The sequence below is a fragment of the Marinobacter sp. DSM 26671 genome (assembly GCF_900112835.1).
GTDB lineage: Bacteria > Pseudomonadota > Gammaproteobacteria > Pseudomonadales > Oleiphilaceae > Marinobacter > Marinobacter flavimaris.
The window spans coordinates 60846-81950 of the sequence record NZ_FONF01000020.1 but is presented as its reverse complement, the minus strand read 5'-3'; the positions used below and the strand labels follow the sequence as shown (position 1 = coordinate 81950).

Sequence of the window (21105 nt, the reverse complement as noted above, 5' to 3'; positions counted from 1 at the left end):
TTTAAGACTGCAACAGGAGAGTTACATTATTTGTGGTACAAAACATGGTCTATCTTTCCTGCTGACAGCCCGGCATCATCTGGCGGGAGCTGGGTACATTGAACGTGGCGGGAGTATACCATTCTGACCCGGGTAAAGGAGACACCCCGTAACGGGGACAAAGGTGTGACAGAGAGCGAGTTCTTCGTTCCGGACCTGTGCCGGGTACGGGCCGTGTTCCTGTTGCTGGTCACCAGTGAACTGCTGGTTCTGGTGCTCGCCATCGTGCAGGCGGAGCGGGGCTGGATCGACTGGAATTACTTCGGGCTGTTGTCGCTGTTCGTGCAGTGGACCACCCTCACCAGTGCCGCCCTGATCTGCCTTTTGCGCACCCGGCTTGCACGGATGTCCGTCTCCGGTGCGACAACCACCATCGTCGCCATTGTGCTGCTGGATGTGCTCGCCTTCAGCCTGTTTGCAGACAGCGTCCTGCACCCCCAGGACGGCGTGGCTGTCTGGCAGGGCGTGGCCAAGAAGATGCTGCTGGCGTTGCTGATCGTGCTCATGGTGCTGCGCTATTTTTACCTGCAGCACCAGTGGCAACAGCAGCGTGAAGCGGAAATGCAGGCGCATCTGGCATCACTGCAGGCCCGCATTCAGCCACACTTCCTGTTCAACAGCATGAACACCATTGCCAGCCTGATTGCCATCAATCCGGAACGGGCCGAAGAAGCCGTTCTGGATCTTTCGGAACTGTTTCGCGCCAGCCTTCGCACCGGCGACCAGCTGATTCCGCTATCGAGGGAACTGGCTTTGTGCCAGCGTTACCTGGCCATCGAAGCACTGCGCCTGGGCGACCGCCTGAAACTGGAATGGCAGATTGAAGAAGGCCTGGAGCACCAGGCCATTCCCCCGCTCACACTGCAGCCATTGGTGGAAAACGCCATCTACCATGGTATCCAGCCGCGCCCGGACGGTGGCACCGTCAGGATTGAAGCCCAGGCCAAAGGCGAATTTGTCTACCTGCTGGTACAGAATCCAAAGCCGGACCAGAATAAGCAGCAACATGACGGCAACCGAATGGCGCTGGCCAACATTCAGTCACGGCTACGGGCGCTTTTCGGTGAGCCGGCGGTGCTCAAACACAGCCACCAGCACGATGTGTACACGGTTACCCTGCGACTGCCGCGACGGAAGGCCGGCGAGCAGAGAGCCCGAAAACAATAAACCCCTGACCAACGGAACCGAGACAAGACATGACTGATACCCGCAGCGTCCTGATCGCCGATGACGAACCCCTGGCCCGGGAACGCATCCGCCGGTTGGTGGAGGCGGTTCCGGGGTATCGGGTCTGTGGCGAAGCTGCAGACGGCGACAGTTGCTTGAAACAGGTGGCGGAACTGGAGCCAGACATACTGTTGCTGGATATCCGGATGCCGGGCATGGACGGCATGGAGGCCGCCAGCAGACTTAGCCAGCTGGCCAATCCACCGGCGCTGATCTTCTGCACGGCCTACGACCACTACGCTATCCAGGCATTCGACGTGCAGGCCATCGCCTACCTGCTCAAACCGGTTCGCAAAGAGGCCTTGGCGGAGGCCCTGGCCCGGGCCGGCAGGGTCAACCGGGTACAGTTGCAGGCACTCAACGGCCAGGCTGCCCACAGCCAGGAACAGTTGGCGGTGCGCACGCACCGCGGCACCGAGCTGATCGATCTGTCGGAAATCCTCTACTGCGAGGCAGATCAAAAATACGTCACCATCCATCACGACCGGGGCGAAACCGTGTGTGACTACACGCTGAAGGAACTGGAAAACAGCTACCCGAGCACCCTGCTCAGGATCCACCGGAACACCCTGGTGGGGGTTCGCTTTATCCAGGCACTGAGACGGACGCCGGATGGCCACAACCTGGTCGCCCTGAGGGAAGGCCGGGGCGAACTGCCGGTCAGCCGCCGCCATGCCAGCAACGTGCGCCAGTGGCTTCAGGAGCACCAGCCAGGCTGAACCAGCATGACTCCCAAAGGTGGTAGCCGCGGGACTTTTCTGCCGCCACAAGGTAACCTTGGCGGACATTTTTTCGAACCGACAGTGAGTGTCATGTCCAAACGTACCCTTCGCATTGCAACCCGCAGCAGCGCACTGGCGCTGTGGCAGGCGGAATTCATCAAGGCCGAACTGGAAAGGCTGCACGACAACATCACCGTGGAACTGGTCAAGATCAAGACCCAGGGCGACAAGATCCTGGACGTGCCCCTGGCGAAAATCGGCGGCAAGGGCCTGTTCGTCAAGGAACTGGAAGAAGCCATGCTGGACGGCCGCGCAGACCTGGCCGTCCACTCCATGAAAGACGTGCCCATGGAATTCCCGGAAGGACTGGGGCTGGTGGCGATCTGCGAGCGGGAAGACCCGACCGATGCCTTCGTAAGCAACCACTATGACAACGTTGACGCCCTGCCCCACGGCGCCGTGGTTGGCACTGCGAGCCTGCGCCGGGAGGCCCAGCTGCGGGCCTACCGCCCGGACCTGGAAATTCGCGTGCTGCGGGGCAACGTCAACACCCGGCTGGCCAAGCTGGATGCCGGCGAATACGAAGCGATTGTACTGGCCAGCTCCGGGCTCAAGCGCCTGGGCTTTCACGAGCGCATCCGCTACTGCCTGCCCGACACGTTGTCGCTGCCGGCGGTCGGCCAGGGCGCCCTGGGCATTGAATGCCGGGTCGATGACCAGGATCTGCTAGCCATGCTTGAACCCCTGAAGCACAAAGACACCTGGGATCGCGTCACTGCCGAAAGGGCTCTGAACCGTCGGCTGGAGGGTGGTTGTCAGGTGCCAATCGCGGCGTACGCGCTTCTTGAAGACGACGATACAATCTGGCTGCGGGGCCTGGTGGGCGCAGTTGATGGCACCCAGATTTTCCGGGTCGAAGGCCGCGCGCCACGGGCCGAAGGCGAACGTCTGGGCCGGGAACTGGCCGAGGATCTGCTGGCTCTCGGAGCCGACAAGGTGCTGGCTGAAATCTATGGCCACACACCAACCTGATCCCGACCTGAACGGCCGGCGGATTCTGATCTGCCGGCCCGAACCCGAGGCATCGCGCCTGGCCAGCCGGTTTCGTGCAGCCGGTGCCGATGTACATATCCTGCCACTGATTGACCGGGAACCTCTGCCGGAAACGCCCGAGCGCCGCACACTCATTCTGAGCCTTGATGAATTTTCCCATGTGATCGCGGTCAGCCCGTTTGCCGCCCGACTGCTGCTGGAAGAGGTGGACACCTGGTGGCCCCAGGTGCCCATGGGCATCCGCTGGTATGGCGTTGGTGCCGGCACCGCAGCCGTGCTTGCGGAACACGGTCTCAGCCCGCGGCGGCCGCCCGAGGGCTGGACCAGCGAGGCACTACTGGCATTGCCGTCACTGCAAAACCTCCAGCATGAGCGGGTTCTGCTCGCTCGCGGGGAAACCGGACGCGAACTGATCCGCGAAACCCTTGAAGCCAGGGGCGCCCGCGTGACCCTGCTGCCCCTGTACCGCCGCTTTCGCCCTGACCACGCGCCGGAGCGGATCCGGGCCACCCTCGATACCTTTGCTCCGGAGGCCATCGTCGCCCTGTCGGGCGAAACCTTGAACAATCTCATCGCACTATGTGCGAATAGCGGCCATAATCTATACGATAGGTTATTGATTGTTCCCGCAGATCGGGTTGCCGAACAGGCCCGGGCAGCGGGATTCCTAAATCCGTGTATACCAGGAAGCCTTGCCGATAACGACATCGTGGCCACGGTTGCAGCGCAACTTGCCGGCCGGGACGGTGGCTCCGGAAAAGCCAAGTAAGGACGCCCGTGACAGAGACAACGAATCAACTGCCCGCAACCGTTTCCAAGGAACCGCCTGCTCGCCAGAAACTCTGGCCGGTATGGCTGGTTGCCATTCTCGCCCTGATCATCGCAATCGCCCTGGCGCTCTGGAGCTGGCAACAGTGGAACAACCACCAGGCTGTCATGCAGACAATCGAGAGCCTGAAGCAGGACACCGCCCAGCTTGAAGATCTCTATGGCGACCGCGGCAGCCAGCAAAGCCAGCGCCTGCAGTCCCTCGAAGAGAAACTGGCGAGCCAGCGAGAACTGATTGCCACCCAGCAGCGCCAGATCGACCACAATGCCCGTGAACTGCTGGAAGCCGGAAACCGCACACGCACGGACTGGCTGCTGGCCGAGGCGGAATACCTTCTGCGCATTGCCAATCAGCGGTTGATGATCGAAAAAGACATCCGCGGAGCCATGTCGGCCCTGGAAGCGGCAGACGAAGTGCTGAATGAATCCGACGACATCGGTGTCTACCCGGTTCGCCAGCAACTGGCTCGCGAAATCCTCGCACTCAAGGGCCTGACCGGCGTTGACCGCACCGGACTCTACCTGACACTGGAAGCGGCCATCGACAGCATTCACCAGCTTACCGACCAGGCCCTGATCAGTGAGAACGCGCCCGGCTTTGTGGTCAACGCTGCACAGGGAGAAAGCGCTGGAACCGACGAAGAACCCGGCGCTGTGGTACAGGCCTGGAACAAGGTGAAAGCAACACTGATGCAGGTGGTGGTTGTGCGCCGCATGGACGAGCCGGTCAAGCCGCTGCTCTCTCCCGACCAGAGCGCCTATGCCCGACTAAACCTACAGCTGATGCTGGAAGAGGCCGAGATGGCGGTATTGCGGGGCAACCAGCCGCTGTATGAGCGCGCCCTTACCAAGGCCCGAACCACCATTGACGACTGGTACAACGCAAGCAATCCCCGGGTCACCGCCCTGAGTGACACCCTGGCTGAGCTGGCCGGCAAGAACGTGGACCCGGAGCTGCCGGATATCAGTCAGTCCCTGGACCTGCTCAAGGAGCGGCTGGCCGGACGCCTAAATGCCAACAATGATAATGGCGAGGACAACGCCGACGGCGGTAATGGAGGCGATGATTCATGATTCGCCTGTTACTGATCGTTCTGCTGGCGCTGCTGATTGGCACCGGCCTTTCCCTCGGATTGCAATATGATCTGGGCTACATCCGGATCAGCCTTGGCCATTACCTGATCGAAACCAACTTCTGGGTGGGGCTGGGCCTGATCGTGGCCCTGATCGTGCTGACTGTCCTGACCATCAACCTTATCCGCCGACTCAGAACCAGCACCGGCCTGGTGGCGGGCTGGATTGCCCGCGGCAATGAACGCCGGGCCCGACGCCGGACCACCCAGGGTTTGCTGGCGCTGGCCGAAGGCAACTGGCCCAGGGCCCGCAAACTGCTGACATCCTCCGCCAGCCATGCCGACACGCCCCTGATCAATTATCTTGCCGCCGCCCAAGCATCGTTCGAAACCGGTGATCACGAGGCCGTGGATGATCTGCTGCGCAAGGCCTTCGACAGCACCCCCGGTTCTGACATGGCCGTCGGTATTACCCAGGCCCAGCTGCAACTGGCAGGCAACCGCCTTGAACAGGCCCTGGCCACGCTGGTTCGCCTTCGCAAACAGTCGCCCCATCACCCCTTTGTGCTGAAACTGCTCAAAAACACCTATCTGCGCCTGGAAGACTGGCGCGAACTGTCCAGGTTATTGCCTGAACTTCGCAAACGCAGCGTGCTCTCGGAAGCGGAACTCAATGATCTGGAACGCCAGGTCTGGCATAACCTGCTGGAGCGTGCCGCGGAAGATTGCCGGCGCCAGCAGAAACAGGATCCCGATGCATCCCTGGAACCGCTGACCAGGCTCTGGGACGAATTGCCGGGCTTCCTGCGTCGCGACGAATACACCATAAGGGACTACGCCCGCCTGCTTGCCAGCCTTGGCGACGAGGTACAGACCGAAACCCTGTTGCGCAAGGTGCTGCGCAACCACTGGAGCGATGAGCTGATCAATCTGTACGGGCGGGTGAAGGGCCAGAAACCGGATGAACAGTTGTTACTGGCCGAACAATGGCTGAAAGACCGGCCCAACAACCCCGAGCTTCTGCTGGCCCTGGGCCGGCTGAGCCTTCGCAACGAACTCTGGGGCAAGGCCCGTGAATATTTCGAGACCAGCCTGCGGCTGAAGCGGAGCCGGGAGGCACTGGCAGAGCTAAGCCGCCTGAATGCCCACATGGGCGAGGAAGAAGCCAGCGTCAAATTGCTGATGCAGGGGCTGGCCAAGGATAACGGGCTGCCGGAACTGCCAATGCCGAGGGCTTAGCGCCAAGGTGTAATGAAAAAGGGCCAGATGAATGTCTCATCTGGCCCTTTTTTATTCTACTACACAGGCTGCTTCACGAACGGGGGGCGTACTCCAGCACGTCAGAAAAGAACGCCTCTTCGGGCAGGCCCGCATCTACCAGAGCATCCATCAGTGTGTACACCATGGTGGGCGAACCGCTGGCATGGACCTCCACATTCTTCCAGTCCATACCGGATGCAAGCACCGCGCGAACCAGCTGGTCGTGATGGCCAGCCCAGTCATTATCCTCGTCATCTCCCACCACCGGCAGGAACGTGAAGCGGGGCCACTCGTCCTGCCACTGCTGTGCCAGGGCGCGAAGATACATGTCCTCGTGTCGACGAACTCCCCAGTACAGCTTGACCGGTTGGTCGTAGGACGTTTCCCGGAGGTAATCCACCAGGCTCTTCATCTGGGCAAAGCCGGTGCCGGCAGCCACCAGCAACAGCGGCCTGGTCGGCACTGACGCCAGGCAGGCTTTGCCATGGGGCAGCTCCACGGTTACCTCGCCACCGGACGTCAGGGCATCAATCACCTTCTGCGCGGACACCCACTCGGGGGTCGCCTGGATATGCAGCTCGATATTCTGGTCCGATGGACTGCTGGCGATGGAAAAGTAACAGGGGTCAGCATCAGGCAGATTGACCGACAGATATTGCCCGGCATGAAACGACAGCTCCCGACGCCGCGGAAGCTGTAGCTCAACGCGATAGACATCGTGACTGATCGACCTTACGTCCACGACTTTTGCCTGAAACTTGCCAGGCTGATTGTTTCCAGCTGCCATAACGGCGGATATCTCCAGTTCCAGATCCGTGAGCGCGATGCTACGGCACATCATCAAGCGCTCACCGATCTTTATAGTCTGTTGGTTTCGGGTATTAAGCGCGGCGCCCTTCAGTAACCGGGCCTCGCAGATTTCACATACCCCGTTGCGACAGGCTGCCGGCACAGCTACGCCAGCCCGCGCGGCAGCGCCGAGCAAGTCTGCCTCCGACGCCGCAATGAAGGCGATACCAGAGGGCCAAAGCCGCACCGCCCGATGTTCACTGCCCATATCAGTCGGGGCGCGATGCCGGACTTTCAATACCCAGGGTATCCCACAGCTCGTCGACGCGTTTTTTCACATCTTCGGTCATGGCGATCGGCTCACCCCACTCCCGGGTGGTCTCACCCGGCCACTTGTTGGTGGCATCCATCCCCATTTTGGAACCCAGGCCGGATACCGGCGAGGCAAAGTCCAGGTAATCGATGGGCGTATTCTCCACCAGCGTGGTATCCCGGGTTGGATCCATCCGGGTAGTGATCGCCCAGATCACGTCTTCCCAGTTACGGGCATTCACGTCGTCATCCGTGACAATCACAAATTTGGTGTACATGAACTGCCGAAGAAACGACCATACCCCCATCATCACCCGTTTGGCATGGCCGGGGTACTGTTTCTTCATGGTCACCACTGCAAGGCGATAGGAACAGCCTTCCGGTGGCAGGTAAAAATCCACGATCTCCGGGAACTGCTTCTGCAGAATCGGAATAAAGACCTCGTTCAGGGCCACCCCGAGAATCGCCGGCTCATCAGGCGGGCGACCGGTATAGGTACTGTGATAGATCGGATCCCGGCGATGAGTGACCCGTTCTACGGTGAATACCGGGAAGTGGTCCACTTCGTTGTAGTAACCGGTGTGATCACCGAACGGTCCTTCCGGCGCCATGTCATCCGGGTAGATGAAACCTTCCAGCACGATTTCGGCGCTTGCCGGCACCTGCAGATCGCTCAGCCCCGCCTTGACCAGCTCGGTCCGGCTGCCGCGAAGCAGCCCGGCAAAGGCGTATTCCGACAGCGTATCCGGCACCGGCGTCACCGCCCCCAGAATGGTCGCCGGATCGGCACCGAGGGCCACAGCCACCGGATAGGGTTGGCCGGGATTGCTCTTCTGGAACTCCTGGAAATCCAGGGCACCACCGCGATGACTCAGCCAGCGCATGATCAGACGGTTGCGACCGATGACCTGCTGCCGGTAGATGCCCAGGTTCTGGCGTTCTTTATGGGGCCCACGGGTAATCACCAGTGGCCAGGTCACCAGCGGCCCGGCATCGCCAGGCCAGCAATGCTGCACCGGAATCTGATACAGGTCCACCTGATCCTTTTCGATCACGACATCCTGGCAGGGCGCGGAACGCAGTACCTTGGGGCTCATGCGCATCACCTGCCGGAACAGCGGCAGTTTTTCGATGGCATCGCGGAAACCCTTGGGGGGATCCGGTTCCTTGAGAAACGCGAGGAGCTTACCGATGTCCCGAAGCGCCGTGACGTTATCCTGCCCCATGCCCAACGCTACCCGCTTCGGTGTCCCGAACAGGTTGGCCAGCACCGGCATGTCATAGCCCTTGGGGTTTTCAAACAACAACGCAGGACCACCTGCCCGCAATGTACGGTCGCAGATTTCGGTCATTTCCAGATGGGGGTCGACTTCAACGCTGATGCGTTTCAGCTCACCCAGCTTCTCCAGCTGGTCAATGAAGTCTCGCAGGTCGTTGTATTTCATCGGTTACTCCGTTCAGATATGCCAGTACTACGGAGATCGGTGGTCGCTGGACTGCTTTAAAGCAGTTGGAACAAACTGCGCGCACGTGGCATGAACGGCGGAGCCGGGGAGAACCTCCCCGGACCGTGCATTGCCAGGGATGGCAATGCCGAGCCCCCAGGGATGGGTTCACGGCGTGTCCGGGGAGGTTCTCCCCGGCTCTGCCCGCCCCCAAAACCAGAGGCGCTAGTCCTAGCTTAGGGAGAGATCAACGACGCTTCATGGACTGGAAAAACTCGTCGTTGGTCTTGGTGTCCTTGAGCTTGTCCAGCAGGAACTCGATGGCGGCGGTATCGTCGTCCATAGAATGCAGGAGCTTGCGCAGGATCCAGACCCGCTGGATGTCGGCTTCACTCATCAGCAGATCCTCACGACGGGTGCCGGAGCTGCGGATATTGATCGCCGGATAGGTTCGCTTCTCGGCAATCTTGCGATCCAGATGGATCTCCATGTTGCCGGTGCCCTTGAACTCCTCGTAGATAACCTCGTCCATCTTGGAACCAGTGTTGACCAGCGCCGTGGCAAGGATGGTCAGGCTTCCACCTTCTTCCACGTTACGGGCGGCACCGAAGAAGCGCTTGGGTTTTTCCAGGGCATGGGCGTCAACACCACCGGTCAGGACCTTGCCGGAGGACGGGATCACCGTGTTGTAGGCACGAGCCAGACGGGTGATGGAATCCAGCAGGATGACCACGTCCTTCTTGTGCTCTACCAGACGCTTGGCCTTTTCAATCACCATTTCAGCAACCTGCACGTGGCGGGCCGGCGGCTCGTCAAACGTGGAGGCGATGACCTCGCCGCGCACGGTGCGCTGCATCTCGGTCACTTCCTCTGGCCGCTCGTCAATCAGCAGTACCATGACATGGCACTCTGGATTGTTGCGGGTGATGGACTGGGCGATGCTCTGCATCAGCAGTGTCTTACCGGCCTTGGGCGGGGAAACGATAAGCCCGCGCTGGCCTTTACCGATGGGCGCCACCAGGTCCAGGACCCGGGAGGAGAGATCCTCGGTGCTGCCGTTACCGGCCTCAAGCATCAGGCGCTCGTCAGGGAACAGCGGCGTGAGGTTCTCGAAGAGAATCTTGTTTCGGGCGTTATCCGGCTTGTCGAAATTGATCTCGCTGACCTTCAACAAGGCAAAGTAGCGCTCACCATCTTTGGGCGGGCGAATCTTGCCTGCGACCGTGTCGCCCGTGCGCAGGTTAAAACGGCGGATCTGACTCGGAGAGACATAGATGTCGTCAGGCCCTGCCAGGTAGGAGGCGTCAGCGGAACGGAGGAAGCCGAAGCCGTCCTGCAGAATTTCCAGTACGCCGTCGCCGTAGATGTCTTCGCCGCTTTTTGCGTGCTTCTTCAGGATTGTGAAGATCACATCCTGTTTGCGCGAACGAGCCAGGTTATCGAGGCCCATCTCTTGCGCAATATCGAGCAATTCGGGCACGGATTTCTGCTTGAGTTCAGTAAGATTCATAGTTTGTTGGATTTTCAGGAATGGAAGTAAACGAGTATTGGAATGACAGGGGTGCCCCTGAACGTATTGATCGTAAAAAAACGCTGAACTTGGTGCTGGCCAGTTGGAGCAACCGGTGTAGATGGAGTCCGGAATTAAGGTACTGAAGCCAGAGAGTGGGAACAACCGTTCGCCGGGCAAGAGCGATCATCGGCCACCTGACTGGCGAATGTCAAGTGCACTGCACAAATTAACAGCAATTTCACGCCAAACCGGCCACAACCGGCCGCTGGCGCCTCCCCCTGATGGGTTACTCCCTTCCATTAAAAGCCCGTGATGGCGATACTGGCGTATAACAACTTTTCAACGATTATGGAGCCCATCCATGAGCAGTGTACCCAGTACCGAAATGAAACCCCTGAACGTTGCCCTGCTGACCGTCTCCGATACCCGTGGGCCTGAACAGGACACGTCCGGGCAATTTCTGGAGGACAGCGTGGTCGAAGCCGGCCACAACCTGGTCGCCCGCCGGATCCTGCCGGACGACGTCTATCTGGTGCGGGCCTTGTTGTCCGGCTGGATTGCCGATTCACAGGTGCACGCAGTGATCATTACCGGTGGCACCGGCCTGCTTGAACGAGATAGCACACCGGAGGCGGTAAGGCCTTTGCTCGACAAAACCATCGAAGGCTTTGGTGAGGAATTCCGCCGCCTGTCAGCCGCCGAAATCGGATCATCAACCGTGCAGTCACGGGCGATGGCGGGAATGGCAAACCACACGGTGATCTTCTGCCTGCCCGGCTCGACCGGCGCCTGCCGCACCGGCTGGGAAGGCATTCTCCTCAGTCAGCTGGACAGCCGTCACACACCATGCAATTTCTCGGGGCTGGTCTTGCGCAAACCCGAGAAGCCAATGTCGCGGCTCAACGAAGTCATTGGACAGCGCGCCAAGCGCTGAGGCAGAAGACATCCCGATCGGAGTTAAGACTTGATGGCCAAGCCAAACCTCACGCCCCTGGAAGATGCCCTGGACCACTTGTTGTCGGAAGCACCGGTGGTTGCGCAGATTGAAACCGTCGCACTGGCCGACTCCCTGGGCCGGGTACTTGCCGAAAACCACTATGTGCCGGCCGACGTGCCGCCGGCTGACAACAGTGCGGTGGACGGATACGCCCTGCGCAAACAGGATCTGCATGGAGACCGGCCAATACCGGTCTCGGCCCGGATTCCGGCCGGTGAAGCGCCGAAGCCCCTGGAACCCGGCACCGCTGCGCGCATCTTTACCGGCTCAGAGATTCCCGAGGGCGCCGACTCGGTGGTCATGCAGGAGCGGATTGAGGTGACGGAATCCGGCATTCTTGTACAGGCGGAAGTAGACGAAGGGCAGAATATTCGCCGCCGGGGGCAGGATCTCACCCGGGGCGATCTTGCTCTGGCAAAAGGTACACAGGTACGTCCCAATGAGATGGGACTACTGGCCTCCATGGGCGTTGCCCGGGTTGCCGTCCTGGCGCGGTTGAAAGTCGCCATTCTCTCCACGGGAGATGAGCTGGTAGACCCCGGCACGCCCCTCGGGCCGGGCCAGATCTACAACAGCAATCGCTTCACCCTGATGGGGCTGCTCACCGAAGCCGGTTGCGAGGTCGTTCTGTGCGAAACACTCAGGGACAAGCGCGAGGCGACCCGCGAAACACTGCAGCGTGCGGCCGAGGCCGCTGACCTGGTTATCACCAGCGGTGGCGTATCCGTGGGCGAAGAGGACCACGTGCGTGCAGTGCTGGAGGAGTCAGGCAGTCTGTCGCTCTGGAAGATGGCCATCAAGCCCGGGAAACCGGTGGCTTTTGGTGCCATCGGGGGGACCCCGGTGCTGGGACTGCCCGGCAACCCGGGGTCTGTGCTGGTCACTTTCCTGATGGTGGGCATGCCCTATATCCGGAAACGCCAGGGGCGCAACCCGAAACCTCTCTCGGGCGAGCGGATACCCGCAGACTTTACCATTGACTCGCCGTCGATACGCCGGGAGTTCGTCCGGGCCCGCAAGGAATCCCGGGGATCCGGGCCGGTGGTGGCCGCCTATCCCAACCAGAGCTCCGGCATCCTGAGCTCTACTTGTTGGGCTGACGGCCTGGCCGTGGTGCCTGAAAACAGCACCGTCAGCCCCGGCGACCTGCTAACCTACTACTCGTTTGCGGAACTGTTGAGCTGACCATGAGTGATAACACGATTACAGTGCGCTTCTTCGCCCGTCTGCGCGAAGACCTGAAAACCGACCAGCTGGCTATCGACGCCAGGCCCGGCCTCACAGCGGGCGATGTACTTGCAGAGCTGGCCAGCCAGGGCGGCCCCTGGGATCAGTTGCAGGGCGACCAGCCGGTTATGATTGCGATCAACCAGGCCATGGCGAAACCGGGCGCTGAGGTGAAAGCCGGCGACGAGCTTGCCTTTTTCCCGCCGGTCACCGGAGGTTGAGATGATTTCGGTCCAGTCTGACGATTTTGATGTGGCCGCTGAATACGCGGCGCTGCGTGACAGTGGCGCCGGCACCGGCGCCATTGCAACGTTTACCGGCCTGGTGCGGGACAGCGGTGACTTGCAGGGCGTTACCGGGCTTTACCTGGAACACTACCCCGGAATGACCGAACAGGTGATCCAGGGGCTCATTGATGACGCCTCGAAGCGCTGGGATGTGCGCAGGGCCCGGGTGATTCACCGGGTAGGCAGGCTGGCGCTGTGCGACCAGATTGTCTTCGTCGGTGTGTGCAGCGCCCACCGTGGAGACGCGTTCGCGGCCTGCGAGTTCATCATGGACGCCCTGAAGACATCCGCTCCGTTCTGGAAAAAGGAAATCACCTCAGATGGAGAGCACTGGGTGGAACAGAAAGAATCCGATCGGGCGCGCTCCGAGGACTGGAAGTAACTGGCCATAAAAAAACCGCCCGTGAGCCTGGGCTCAGGGGCGGTTTCTGGTGACCTGCCTGCAATCAGAGATTGCTGTCCAGGAAAGCCGCCAGCTGGGATTTGGAGAGTGCGCCGACTTTCGTGGCGTCCACGTTGCCGTTCTTGAACAGCATCAGGGTGGGGATACCGCGGATGTTGAACTTCGGCGGGGTCTGCTCGTTCTCGTCAATGTTGAGCTTGCAGACTTTCAGTTTGCCGTCGTATTCGTCGGCAATCTCTTCAAGCACCGGGGCAATCATCTTGCAGGGGCCGCACCACTCTGCCCAGTAGTCCACCAGAACGGGGACGTCGGACTGCAGTACATCCTGCTCAAAAGAAGCGTCGGTTACATTTACGATATTTCCGCTCATTACCTTTTCCTGATTCATGCACTACTGCTGCACATCGGCATGTCCCTTTCAGGGAATAACCTGCCGGGCACAGGTGCTGTTGACTGTCGCTGAAGGCTGTCCGGGTTATACGAACAACCTTTCACCCAAATCACGGTAAGACATACTTTACGCGATTGATCAGCCGGATGTGAAGCGGTAAGAACCGATCCAGGCCTGACCCTCGTCAAATGCGCGGTTTTCCGGTTACTGACAGGCCTGAGGGATTTCGCTTATAGTACCCCGCACGTTCATCTCAAAAGGATTCCGACCACGTGACGGCCGCATCCACCGCCGAAAACGCTGCCGCCTCATCCGAGGTACTCGCAGCCATCGACATGGGCTCGAACAGCTTCCACATGGTGGTTGCCAGACTAGTGCATGGGGAAATCCGGACCCTCGAGAAGATGGGAGAAAAGGTTCAGCTCGGAGCTGGGCTGGACCAATACAACCGGCTCACTGAAGACGCCCAGGAGCGGGCCCTCGCCTGCCTGGGACGCTTCGCTCAACGGCTCAAGGGCATGCCGCCAGAGGCGGTGCAGATTGTCGGCACCAACGCGCTTCGCGTGGCGCGCAATGCCCATCAGTTCATGGCCCGGGCCGAAGAAGCGCTGGGCTATCCGGTAGAGATCATTGCCGGCCGCGAGGAAGCACGCCTGATCTATCTGGGGGTTTCACATACCCTCTCCGACGACATCGGGCGTCGACTGGTTATCGATATTGGCGGTGGCAGCACCGAATTCATCATCGGCCAGCGGTTTGAACCCCAGGAGCTTGAAAGCCTGCACATGGGTTGCGTGTCGTTCCGTAACCGGTATTTCCCGGACGGCAAGATAACCAGGCGGCAGATGGACAAGGCAGTGACCCACGCAGAACAGGAACTGCTCAACATCCGCCAGCATTACCGCTCCGTGGGGTGGCAAAGTGCGGTGGGCTCATCCGGCTCGATCAAAGCCATTGCCAGCGTATTGGCGACCCTGAAGATCACCGACGGCACCATTACCCTCGCCGCCATGCAGGAACTTCGCAAGCGGCTGGTGGACATGGGTAAAACAGAAAAACTGGGAGATCTGGGCGTACGCTCGGACCGCCAGAGCATATTCCCGGCCGGATTTGCCATCCTGATGGGGGCATTCCAATCCCTTGGTATCAAGGACATGGCGTTCGCCGATGGTGCTCTGCGGGAAGGTCTGCTTTACGACATTGTCGGGCGAATCCAGCACGAGGATGTCCGTGAGCGAACCATTTCCGCGCTTCAGGAGCGTTACCACGTTGACCAGGAACATGGCGCTGCCGTTGAGGAAACTGCCGTGGCAGCATGGCGGCAGGTTGCCGACGCCTGGGCCCTGAACACCCCGGCAGATGAAGAAGTACTGCGCTGGGCCTGCCGACTGCATGAGATCGGCCTGACCATTTCCCATAGCCAGTACCATAAACACGGCGCCTACCTGTTGCGCTACTCGGATCTGCCCGGCTTCACCCAGCAGTTCCAGCGCGACCTGGCAACTCTCGTGCGCGGCCACCGGAGAAAATTCGCCTCGGCAATCTTCGAGGGCCTGGACCCGGAAGACATTGCCAGGCTGCGTTACCTCTGCGTGCTGGTGCGCCTGGCGGTTCTGATTCAACACCCACGCAACATGGAGCCGCCTCCGGCCTTCACCCTGACGGCACACAAGGACAAGTTGGTGCTGGAGTTTCCGTCAGGTTGGCTGGATGACAGGCCACTGACCCTGGCCGACCTGGAAAACGAACGGGACTATCTCGCCAAACAGGACTTTGTTCTGGAACTGAACGGCGGCTGAGCGCGCTCAGCCAGCCAACTCGGCCTCCAGGGACTCCACCTCTTCGCTGACTTCAAGCCACTGCGCCTCCACCTCTTCCAGGCGGGCGGTTGCGGTGGCCTGCTCCCCCAACAACTCTTTCAGACGGGTCTTGCCGCTGTCGTCGTAAAGGTCGGGTTCGGATAGCTGCTCTTCCAGAGCTGACAGCTTCTGCTGAAGCTGGTCCATTTCCTTTTCCAGCGCACTCTGTTTTTTACGGTAGGGGCTGAGTTTCTGGCGAAGAGCCGCCTCTGCCCGCTTGCGCGCCTTCCGATCTTCGGCACTCTCGCCCACCGCCTCAGCGGCCTCGGGCACCCCCTCCTGGCCGACCGGCACTCTCCTAGGTGCCTCGGTTTCGTCTTTCCGGCGGTCCGCCAGCCAACGCTCATAGTCTTCCAGATCGCCCTGGTACTCCGTTACCCGACCATCATTGACCAGCCAGAACTCGTCCACGGTGTTCCTTAGCAAGTGCCGGTCGTGAGAAACCACCACAATAGCGCCTTCAAAGTTCTGCAGCGCCATGGTCAGAGCCTGGCGCATTTCCAGATCCAGGTGGTTCGTGGGCTCGTCCAGCAGGAGCAGGTTGGGTCTCTGCCATGCGATCACGGCCAGCGCCACGCGGGCCTTTTCGCCACCGGAAAACGACCGGATGGCACTCAGGGCTTCATCGCCATGAAAATCAAAGCCACCAAGGAAATTCCGTATACTCTGCTCTGACGCCTTCAGGGAAAGCCGCTGAAGATGCAGGAAAGGGCTGGCATCCAGATCCAGGGACTCCAGCTGATGCTGGGCAAAGTAGCCGATGGCCAGATGCTCGCCACAGGTACGATCACCAGACATCAACGTGCCCTCACCCCGGAGTGCATCCATCAGGGTAGACTTGCCCGCACCATTGGGACCCAGCAGCCCGACCCTGCTGCCCGGCAACAGGGTCAGGTTAATGCTGTTGAGGATTGCAGTACTGCCGTGCCCGGCCTTGCCATTGCGTATCGACAACAGCGGATTGGAAACCTTCTCGGCCACCGGAAACTCGAAGCTGAACGGCGAATCGATATGGGCCGGGGCAATGCGCTCCATCCGCTCCAGAGCCTTGACGCGGCTCTGGGCCTGACGGGCCTTCGTGGCCTTGGCCTTGAACCGATCGATGAACCGCTGGATTTCGGCGATCCTGGCCTGCTGGCGTTCAAAACCGGCCTGCTGCTGGGCCAGACGCTCACTGCGCTGGCCCTCAAAGGCTGAGTAATTACCCGTATACAGTTCCAGGTTACGGCGATCGAAATGCACGACATGGGTAGCGACCCGATCCATGAAATCGCGGTCGTGGGAGATAAACAGCAGGGTACCGGGATAGCGCCGCAGCCAATTCTCGAGCCACAGACAGGCATCCAGATCCAGGTGGTTAGTGGGCTCGTCCAGAAGCAGCAGATCGGACGGTCGCATCAGGGCCTGGGCCAGGTTCAGGCGGATTCGCCAACCACCGGAAAACGCCGATACCGGCCGGTTCGCGTCCTCGTCCGAGAATCCCAGCCCGCGCAGCAAGGCCTCGGCCCGGCGGCCGGCGGACCAGGCCTCGTGCACATCCAGCTCACCGTGTATGCGGGCAATGGCATGATCGTCACCTGCGGCCTCGGCCCTGGCAAGTTCACCTTCCAGGCGGCGCAAATCCAGGTCGCCATCTAGAACAAAATCCCTCGCGCTGCGCTCGGTGGCTTCGACCTCCTGCGCCATGTGGGCAATCCGGCAACCACCCGGCAGAGAGACCGCGCCCTGCTCTGGCGCCAACTGGCCCAGCAAGAGCTGGAAAAGACTGGACTTGCCGGCACCATTGGCACCGACGATCGCGACACGCTGGCCGGGTTGCACCGTCAGGCTGACGGATTCTAGCAACCAGACGCCGCCCCGTTGTAAACTGAGATCGGTTATCGTTAACATGCTTTCATTTTATCAACGTAAAGTGTTCAGGGAAGGCACAGCGCCTATGTCGGTCCGCTCGGCGACCACCCCGGATTTTTCGACACCGCCGCTGGAACTTCCGGCAGATCTGGAACCGGACAACCCGCTCTGGCGTTTTGCCCTGGCGTTCTGGAAACGTCCGGATGTCCAGAACAGCTGCCTGGCGCTTCAGAATCAGGGCTGGAGCGTAACGCGGATTCTCGGTGCGGCCTGGCTTGCACTCTCTGGCAGGGTCTTCGCCGGGGTCGAGGACGCTACGGTAACAGAGTGGCGCGACCGTGTAACCGTTGCCCTCCGGAGCGCGCGGAAATCGCTGCCCGGCAGCGCCGACAACTGTCAGAAGCTTCGCACCGGCATCGCCGGCCTGGAGCTTGAAGCCGAACAGATTGAACTGGCCCTGAGCTGGCGAACGCTAATGACCATTAACCCGGAACACGCAGACATGCAGGGACGCGACGCACTGATCATCAACAATCTGTTTGCGGCAGCACCGACCTTACCCGTTGAGGACGATGCAAGGCCCTTGCTGAATACACTGGCCGATACTCTGGCCCACTTTCCCAAGGGAGACCATCAGCCATGATGATGAAATGGCTCATACGGCTCTCGTTCCCGGCTCTCGGGTTATTGCTGTTGCTGATTTTCTTCGGTCTGAACGACCCGGAGCAGGTCTCCGAACCTGTGGCAGAGCACGAGCAGCCCGAGATTCCCGCGTTTGAAGGACTGGTCCCGTCCCCGATTCCCACCGAGGGCCCCGAAATCGTGTTCAAATGGCAGGATACCGACGGCAACTGGCACTACGCTGACCAGCCGCCCGAACAGGGCCGCTGGAACACCCTCGCTATCGAGCGACGTGACAAGGTCTTCCCCCGGATTCAGCCGCAGGAGCCGGAAACAGACTGGCAATCTCCCTACAGCGCACCTTTCTCCCTGGGTCCCTCAGCTGCCGGTACCAACGGCAGCTGAGCTGACACGTCCGGTTTCTTAACACATGTTCAGTGGCATCTGATGCCGGAACCCGTTACCTTCTGCGTTCTGACAAACACAACGCGGGGCCCTGCCCCAAGCACCGACGTTAAAGGATAATGCAATGAAGAAAACGCTCCTTGCACTGGCAGTGACCGGCCTCGTGGCCGGCTGTTCCACACCCCCCGAAGCCCCGGAACAACCGAAACTGGATTCCACCGATCAGAAGGTGAGCTATGGCATGGGCCTGGTTCTCGGTGAGCGCATGGGTAACGACCTGCCGAATCTGCAGATGGACCAGTTCCTCCAGGGCATCCAGCACGGCCACGCCGGCGATGAAGAAGCCAAGCGCATGAGCCGCGAGGAAATCCAGCAGGCTCTGATGACCTACCAGCAGCAGCTGCAGGAAGAGCAGGGCAAGCAGATGGAAGAATTGGCCCAGAAGAACCTGGATGCCGGCGAAGCCTTCCTTGCCGAGAACGCAGAGCGTGAAGGTGTGGAAACCACTGAATCCGGCCTGCAATACGAAGTACTTGAGCAGGGTGACGGCGAAAAGCCGGCAGCAACAGACACCGTTCAGGTGCATTACACCGGTGAACTGCTGTCCGGTGAAGTATTTGACAGCTCCCGCGAGCGCGGTGAGCCGGTTACCTTCGCCCTGAACCAGGTGATTCCCGGCTGGACCGAGGGCCTGCAGCTGATGAGCGAGGGTGCCCGTTACAAGCTCTACATTCCGTCCGATCTGGCCTACGGCCCCGGCGGCAACAGGGCGATCGGCCCCAACGAGACCCTCGTGTTTGATGTCGAGCTACTCGAGATCAACCCTGGCTCCGGAGACTAAGCGCCAGAACAGGCAGCTGTCAGTTCTGAGGCTGCCACACGAAAAAGCCCCAGCCGGCGATGCCGGACTGGGGCTTTTTTTGATTCAGGGATTTCTCAGGCAGAGGCTACTTTGCCGGCATGGGCATTGTGCAGATGCTCGATCAGGAAATCCTCCATCTCGAACCGGGTCTCCAGAGTTTCACCCAGCTTCGACAATTCACCGAACAGTTCTTTGACATCCTCTTCGGACAAATCCCGGCCATCCAGCCGGTCATTGAAGTTAAGGGCAACCTCGGTGGTTTGCTCAATACGGGGATAAACCTTGGCAGCCAGCTCCAACCCGCCATCGTTAAATTCCCGGGCCTCTCGCACCAACTGCTCGTAGATCTCGAAATGACCGGTAGACACGTAGTCCACCAGAACTTCACACAGGCGCACGAATTTTTCTCTCAATGCTTCGGTCTGCGAGAAGTCGCTTTCTCCGGACAGGTCGCAGTAATGCACCAGAAGCTCCTGACGCTCCTTGAGCCAGCGATCAATCAGCTCGCTGACGCCGCCCCAGCGCTCCCTGGCATTTCGGCAATTTTCCAACATGACGCCTGTTCTCCGCTTGTCTTGACTACTTCTGTTTCGGTTTTGATTTTTATTAGGTTTGGATCAAGTTACCCCATGGCTGCGGTTCCCCGCAACCGTTTCAGCCTCGAATCCATTCCCGGGGTTTTTGCCGGCGAAACATCAAAACCAGACCGGTGATGACAAGCAGCGAGAAAAAGACAGCAGTCCAGCCGGGAATGCTCAAACCCAGGAACCGCCACACCACTTCAGCGCAGTCCCCGGTGCCCTGGAGCGCGGTAGACAGAACTTCGAACCACGGCAGAACGTCCAGCATGTAGTCCACCGAAGGCCCGCATGCCGGCACCTGGTCCGCCGGCAGGCTCTGCAGCCACAACTGCCGCCCGGCGACACCCAGCCCTGCTCCGGCGGTCAGCACCAGCAGGAACCCATAGATCCGCACGCCGAATCCGGTGGGGCCATGGAGAAAGGCCAGGAAACTGACCAGACCGGCACCCATGAAACCGAAGCGCTGTAACCAGCAAAGCGGGCAGGGCTCGAGCCCCATCACATGCTCCATATAAAAAGCCACACCAAGGAGTGCGGCACATACAAGGAAAATAAGCCCGAAAACCCATCTGCTGGTCAAAAGAACACCTCGAATCGTGAATTGAAACTGCAAGCGGCCACAGGGCCTGCTATTCTCGTCACTTAACCCTAAACCACGATCAACTTCAAGCCTATGACACGCCAGCCAAAATCTGTTCTGACGCTTCTTTTTCTGTTGTTTGCAACGATCTCTTTGCCGGCCGTTTCCCAGGAAGAGGAAAATGCCGACGAGGACGTGGCTGAAGAAGAAAACAGCTTTACCGACTACATCAGCATGGATCCACCGTTCGTGACCCACGTGGGTACGCCCGGCAACAAGCCAACCTATCTGAAAGCCGCGGTCAGTCTGCGGGCAAACAGCGCGAGCGCACGGCCTGCCGTGGATGCTCACATGCCCCGATTGCGACACGAACTGGTCATGCTGTTTGGTGAGCAAACGGATACCGATCGCCTCACCTCAATGGAGGGCCAGGAGGCGCTGCGCGAAGAAGCCAAACAGCGAATCAATGCGGTACTGGAAGAGCAGCAGACCGGCGAAAGCATAGCCGGCGTGCTGTTTACGGAGTTTGTCGTGCAGAAGTGAAGCTGGAACCGGCCAGTGGTTCAGGCGATCCGCGAGAACAGATCATCTGACTGGTCGCGGTCATCACGGGCCACCTGATCGGCATCATCCCAACCGGCTTCCCAGGCCGCAATAACGACGTCACCACGATAGGGGCAGCGGGATTTGTCCATGCCCATGTTGGCCGCCATATAGCCCTGTCGGTAAGCCTTGTTCAGGGCTTCCACGTCCCAGCCGAGTTTGATATCCCTTGCCATC

The 21105-nt window shown here is 60.0% G+C and carries 23 protein-coding genes; 15 read left to right on the top strand and 8 right to left on the bottom strand.

What is annotated here, in order from left to right:
* Window positions 1-165 precede the first annotated feature (165 nt).
* The 6 genes from BM035_RS18100 (at window position 166) to BM035_RS18075 (ending at window position 6181) form a co-directional block, all read left to right on the top strand.
* On the top strand, window positions 166-1206 hold the full coding sequence (locus tag BM035_RS18100; protein WP_053114162.1) for a sensor histidine kinase: 1041 nt from the start codon (window positions 166-168) through the stop codon (window positions 1204-1206).
* A 29-nt stretch (window positions 1207-1235) separates the two neighbouring features.
* The gene (locus BM035_RS18095) at window positions 1236-1985 is read left to right on the top strand and encodes a LytR/AlgR family response regulator transcription factor (RefSeq protein ID WP_092033537.1); all 750 of its coding nucleotides are present in this window, start codon (window positions 1236-1238) and stop codon (window positions 1983-1985) included.
* 93 nt (window positions 1986-2078) lie between these two features.
* Entirely contained in the window at window positions 2079-3020 is a 942-nt protein-coding gene (gene hemC, locus BM035_RS18090; RefSeq protein ID WP_014575851.1) for a hydroxymethylbilane synthase, read from the top strand.
* Window positions 3001-3810 (top strand): uroporphyrinogen-III synthase, encoded by an 810-nt coding sequence (locus BM035_RS18085; protein WP_092033534.1) that lies wholly within the window; start codon window positions 3001-3003, stop codon window positions 3808-3810. Before hemC ends, BM035_RS18085 begins: the two co-directional genes overlap by 20 nt.
* 8 nt (window positions 3811-3818) lie before the next feature.
* The gene (locus BM035_RS18080) at window positions 3819-4943 is read left to right on the top strand and encodes a uroporphyrinogen-III C-methyltransferase (RefSeq protein ID WP_092033532.1); all 1125 of its coding nucleotides are present in this window, start codon (window positions 3819-3821) and stop codon (window positions 4941-4943) included.
* Entirely contained in the window at window positions 4940-6181 is a 1242-nt protein-coding gene (locus tag BM035_RS18075; protein ID WP_053114155.1) for a heme biosynthesis HemY N-terminal domain-containing protein, read from the top strand. Before BM035_RS18080 ends, BM035_RS18075 begins: the two co-directional genes overlap by 4 nt.
* A 73-nt stretch (window positions 6182-6254) precedes the next feature.
* Here BM035_RS18075 and BM035_RS18070 read toward each other — a convergent pair whose 3' ends face one another.
* From BM035_RS18070 to rho, 3 genes are all read right to left on the bottom strand, one after another.
* Window positions 6255-7259 carry an FAD-binding oxidoreductase gene (locus tag BM035_RS18070; RefSeq protein WP_053114153.1) on the bottom strand — a complete coding sequence of 335 codons (1005 nt, stop codon included), beginning with the start codon at window positions 7257-7259 and terminating at the stop codon, window positions 6255-6257.
* A 1-nt stretch (window position 7260) separates the two neighbouring features.
* On the bottom strand, window positions 7261-8748 hold the full coding sequence (gene ubiD, locus BM035_RS18065; RefSeq protein ID WP_062782888.1) for a 4-hydroxy-3-polyprenylbenzoate decarboxylase: 1488 nt from the start codon (window positions 8746-8748) through the stop codon (window positions 7261-7263).
* Between the two features lie 247 nt (window positions 8749-8995).
* Complete coding sequence (gene rho / locus BM035_RS18060) at window positions 8996-10258, bottom strand: transcription termination factor Rho (RefSeq protein WP_008169890.1); 1263 nt, start codon at window positions 10256-10258, stop codon at window positions 8996-8998.
* Window positions 10259-10622: 364 nt separating this feature from the next.
* Between rho and moaB the strand changes: the two genes are divergently transcribed.
* From moaB to BM035_RS18040, 4 genes are read left to right on the top strand one after another with little or no spacing between them, the layout of a single operon-like run.
* A complete protein-coding gene (moaB, locus tag BM035_RS18055; protein WP_053114150.1) occupies window positions 10623-11195 on the top strand; it encodes a molybdenum cofactor biosynthesis protein B in 573 nt (190 codons plus the stop codon).
* 33 nt (window positions 11196-11228) lie between these two features.
* Window positions 11229-12443 carry a molybdopterin molybdotransferase MoeA gene (locus BM035_RS18050; RefSeq protein WP_053114148.1) on the top strand — a complete coding sequence of 405 codons (1215 nt, stop codon included), beginning with the start codon at window positions 11229-11231 and terminating at the stop codon, window positions 12441-12443.
* Window positions 12444-12445: 2 nt separating this feature from the next.
* A complete protein-coding gene (locus tag BM035_RS18045; RefSeq protein WP_053114146.1) occupies window positions 12446-12706 on the top strand; it encodes a MoaD/ThiS family protein in 261 nt (86 codons plus the stop codon).
* A gap of 1 nt (window position 12707) precedes the next feature.
* Window positions 12708-13154, top strand: coding sequence for a molybdenum cofactor biosynthesis protein MoaE (locus BM035_RS18040; protein ID WP_062782894.1), 447 nt, complete (start codon window positions 12708-12710; stop codon window positions 13152-13154).
* Between the two features lie 64 nt (window positions 13155-13218).
* Here the strand turns inward: BM035_RS18040 and trxA are convergent, their stop codons facing one another.
* Window positions 13219-13545 carry a thioredoxin TrxA gene (gene trxA, locus BM035_RS18035; protein ID WP_008169901.1) on the bottom strand — a complete coding sequence of 109 codons (327 nt, stop codon included), beginning with the start codon at window positions 13543-13545 and terminating at the stop codon, window positions 13219-13221.
* A 293-nt stretch (window positions 13546-13838) separates the two neighbouring features.
* On the opposite strand from trxA, the gene ppx reads away from it, so the two are divergent.
* Window positions 13839-15365, top strand: coding sequence for an exopolyphosphatase (ppx, locus tag BM035_RS18030; protein ID WP_008169902.1), 1527 nt, complete (start codon window positions 13839-13841; stop codon window positions 15363-15365).
* A 6-nt stretch (window positions 15366-15371) separates the two neighbouring features.
* On the opposite strand, the gene BM035_RS18025 is transcribed toward ppx, so the two are convergent.
* Window positions 15372-17315 (bottom strand): ATP-binding cassette domain-containing protein, encoded by a 1944-nt coding sequence (locus BM035_RS18025; RefSeq protein ID WP_092033529.1) that lies wholly within the window; start codon window positions 17313-17315, stop codon window positions 15372-15374.
* A 46-nt stretch (window positions 17316-17361) separates the two neighbouring features.
* On the opposite strand from BM035_RS18025, the gene BM035_RS18020 reads away from it, so the two are divergent.
* From BM035_RS18020 to BM035_RS18010, 3 genes are all read left to right on the top strand, one after another.
* Window positions 17362-17919, top strand: coding sequence for a TIGR02444 family protein (locus tag BM035_RS18020; protein WP_008169909.1), 558 nt, complete (start codon window positions 17362-17364; stop codon window positions 17917-17919).
* Window positions 17916-18302: a DUF4124 domain-containing protein gene (locus BM035_RS18015; protein WP_008169912.1), complete on the top strand. Its 387-nt coding sequence runs from the start codon at window positions 17916-17918 to the stop codon at window positions 18300-18302. Before BM035_RS18020 ends, BM035_RS18015 begins: the two co-directional genes overlap by 4 nt.
* Before the next feature lie 124 nt (window positions 18303-18426).
* Window positions 18427-19143, top strand: a complete 717-nt coding sequence (locus tag BM035_RS18010; protein WP_008169914.1) for an FKBP-type peptidyl-prolyl cis-trans isomerase — start codon at window positions 18427-18429, stop codon at window positions 19141-19143.
* A gap of 95 nt (window positions 19144-19238) precedes the next feature.
* Here BM035_RS18010 and BM035_RS18005 read toward each other — a convergent pair whose 3' ends face one another.
* Together BM035_RS18005 and BM035_RS18000 are read right to left on the bottom strand one after the other, a co-directional pair.
* The gene (locus BM035_RS18005; RefSeq protein WP_008169916.1) at window positions 19239-19718 is read right to left on the bottom strand and encodes an Rsd/AlgQ family anti-sigma factor; all 480 of its coding nucleotides are present in this window, start codon (window positions 19716-19718) and stop codon (window positions 19239-19241) included.
* A gap of 100 nt (window positions 19719-19818) precedes the next feature.
* A complete protein-coding gene (locus BM035_RS18000; protein WP_175497417.1) occupies window positions 19819-20325 on the bottom strand; it encodes a disulfide bond formation protein B in 507 nt (168 codons plus the stop codon).
* 93 nt (window positions 20326-20418) lie between these two features.
* On the opposite strand from BM035_RS18000, the gene BM035_RS17995 reads away from it, so the two are divergent.
* Complete coding sequence (locus BM035_RS17995; protein ID WP_053114134.1) at window positions 20419-20868, top strand: flagellar basal body-associated FliL family protein; 450 nt, start codon at window positions 20419-20421, stop codon at window positions 20866-20868.
* Between the two features lie 20 nt (window positions 20869-20888).
* Here BM035_RS17995 and rmf read toward each other — a convergent pair whose 3' ends face one another.
* A complete protein-coding gene (rmf, locus tag BM035_RS17990) occupies window positions 20889-21104 on the bottom strand; it encodes a ribosome modulation factor (RefSeq protein WP_008169923.1) in 216 nt (71 codons plus the stop codon).
* Window position 21105: the final 1 nt, after the last annotated feature.